Source organism: Nosocomiicoccus sp. HMSC059G07 (assembly GCF_001815515.1).
GTDB lineage: Bacteria > Bacillota > Bacilli > Staphylococcales > Salinicoccaceae > Nosocomiicoccus > Nosocomiicoccus ampullae_A.
Genome location: NZ_KV820861.1, coordinates 57,091 through 58,855, shown reverse-complemented (window position 1 = coordinate 58,855; position 1,765 = coordinate 57,091). Strand labels below are relative to the sequence as shown.

General features: G+C 38.5%; 1 protein-coding gene and 6 tRNA genes. 6 read left to right on the top strand and 1 reads right to left on the bottom strand.

Going from position 1 to position 1,765, the window contains the following annotated elements; all coding sequences use genetic code 11:
• Window positions 1-39 precede the first annotated feature (39 nt).
• The 6 genes from HMPREF3029_RS06700 to HMPREF3029_RS06675 all read left to right on the top strand — a co-directional run bounded on the left by HMPREF3029_RS06700 (window position 40) and on the right by HMPREF3029_RS06675 (window position 567).
• A tRNA-Trp gene (locus tag HMPREF3029_RS06700) sits at window positions 40-110 on the top strand.
• Between the two features lie 7 nt (window positions 111-117).
• A tRNA-His gene (locus tag HMPREF3029_RS06695) sits at window positions 118-193 on the top strand.
• 3 nt (window positions 194-196) lie between these two features.
• Window positions 197-268: transfer RNA gene (locus tag HMPREF3029_RS06690), tRNA-Gln, on the top strand.
• 6 nt (window positions 269-274) lie between these two features.
• Window positions 275-345 (top strand) — tRNA-Cys (locus HMPREF3029_RS06685).
• Between the two features lie 18 nt (window positions 346-363).
• Window positions 364-439, top strand: a tRNA-Gly gene (locus tag HMPREF3029_RS06680).
• 48 nt (window positions 440-487) lie between these two features.
• Window positions 488-567 (top strand) — tRNA-Leu (locus HMPREF3029_RS06675).
• Between the two features lie 134 nt (window positions 568-701).
• Here HMPREF3029_RS06675 and HMPREF3029_RS06670 read toward each other — a convergent pair.
• Window positions 702-1,667 (bottom strand): diaminopimelate dehydrogenase, encoded by a 966-nt coding sequence (locus HMPREF3029_RS06670; protein WP_070710232.1) that lies wholly within the window; start codon window positions 1,665-1,667, stop codon window positions 702-704.
• Between the last annotated feature and the right edge of the window lie 98 nt (window positions 1,668-1,765).

Below are 1,765 nucleotides of genomic sequence, written 5' to 3'. Positions count from 1 at the left end.
TTCGGGTTCGGCAGTTCGAATCTGCCCCCTTCCATTTATAGGGGTATCGTATAATGGTAATATAGAGGTCTCCAAAACCTTTGATGTGGGTTCGATTCCTACTACCCCTGTACGACGGCGATTGTGGCGAAGTGGTTAACGCACTGGATTGTGGCTCCGGCATGCGTGGGTTCGAATCCCATCAGTCGCCCCATATTGGGCTGTAGCCAAGCGGTAAGGCAACGGATTTTGGCTCCGTCATGCAAAGGTTCGAATCCTTTCAGCCCAGTAGTTTGGCGCCTTAGCCAAGTGGTAAGGCCGAGGACTGCAAATCCTCTACCACCGGTTCAAATCCGGTAGGCGCCTTCTTTCAATTTTATATATGCGGAGATAGTTAAGTTGTTTATAACATACTTCTTCCTGAAGTAAGTCGTTGGTTTAAATCCAGCTCTCCGCTCCATATTTTTGGTAAGACTATATTAAGTCTTATTTTTTTTATTTAAATTAAGCTCCCGTGGCGGAATAGGCAGACGCGTCGGACTCAAAATCCGATTCTTAGGAGTGCCGGTTCGATCCCGGCCGGGAGTATACAACTAGTATCTACTTGAAGACGTAAAGAAAACGAAGAAAAATAATTGAATAAGTAATTATTGATCGATGTTTACACCACACAGCAATGTGTGGTGTTTTTTTGTATAAAAAAAGCCCTACATATGTAGGACTTATAGTAATGACTGAATCATTTCTTCAGTTGTAAGTCTTGATAAGTAGCTTGGTGGAACGTCGAATAATGATTTCGCACCGAAGTTTTTATCTTTTAAAAATCTATATGCCGCACGTGCAGAGGCAACTGCGACAGATGCTGTAAATTCTGGGTTACTGTCTAAGTTTAATTCTATTTTATAGGTTGCTTGATTGTTGTTCGTAAACCCTCGTCTTAAGACATAGCCACCGTGATTTAAATTTTGGTGGTGTTCTTTAAATTCATCTTCAGAAATAAAGTAGACATTCGTTTCATAGCCTTTAAAGTAGTCTGGCATGTTAATAATATCATTTTTAATATCTTCATCATTTCTAGAATTATCACTCACGATATATACGTCACGAATATGTGCAGATTCTTTTGTATAATTCACTTCTTTACCGTCTTCGATGTCTTTTACGAGGTAATCGTTTGGAAGTGTATATTGCGCGCCGTATTTCACACCATCTACTTGTCTAACAGCGTCACTATGCCCTTGAGAAAGTCCAGGACCATAAAATGTATATGTTTCACCATTTGGTAAAAAAGATTCACTGTAGAGTTTTTGTACAGAGAACACTCCAGGGTCCCAACCTGTACCAATAATCGATACGTTTTCATTGTTCTTTGTGATTTTATCTAAAATATTATAATGGTTGAGTAAATCTTTGTGGTTATCATAACAATCGACTGTAGAGAAGTGAGTACTGTAAAATTCTCTCGTTTCTGGGATGTCATTCTTAGATCCACCACATAATATAAGAATATCGATATCTTCTTTAAGGTCTAATATATCGTCAACATGGTATGCTTTCGTGTTTAAAGACTTTGGATCACGACGAGTAAATACCCCGATTAAATTAAAGTCGTCGTTATAAGAAAGACTCGTCTCTACACCTTGACCTAAATTCCCGTATCCAACGATACCAACATTAATTTTACTCATTATAATTCACCTCTAAAATGTCATTTACATCACATAATCCGTGAGTTTTTGTCACGATATATTCTGCAGCTTTTAAGCTACCTTCAGCAAATATTCGT

Coding starts and splice junctions, on each gene's coding strand:
- HMPREF3029_RS06670 (WP_070710232.1), bottom strand. CDS start 1,667: ATGAGTAAAATTAATGTTGGTATCGTTGGATACGGGAATTTAGGTCAA.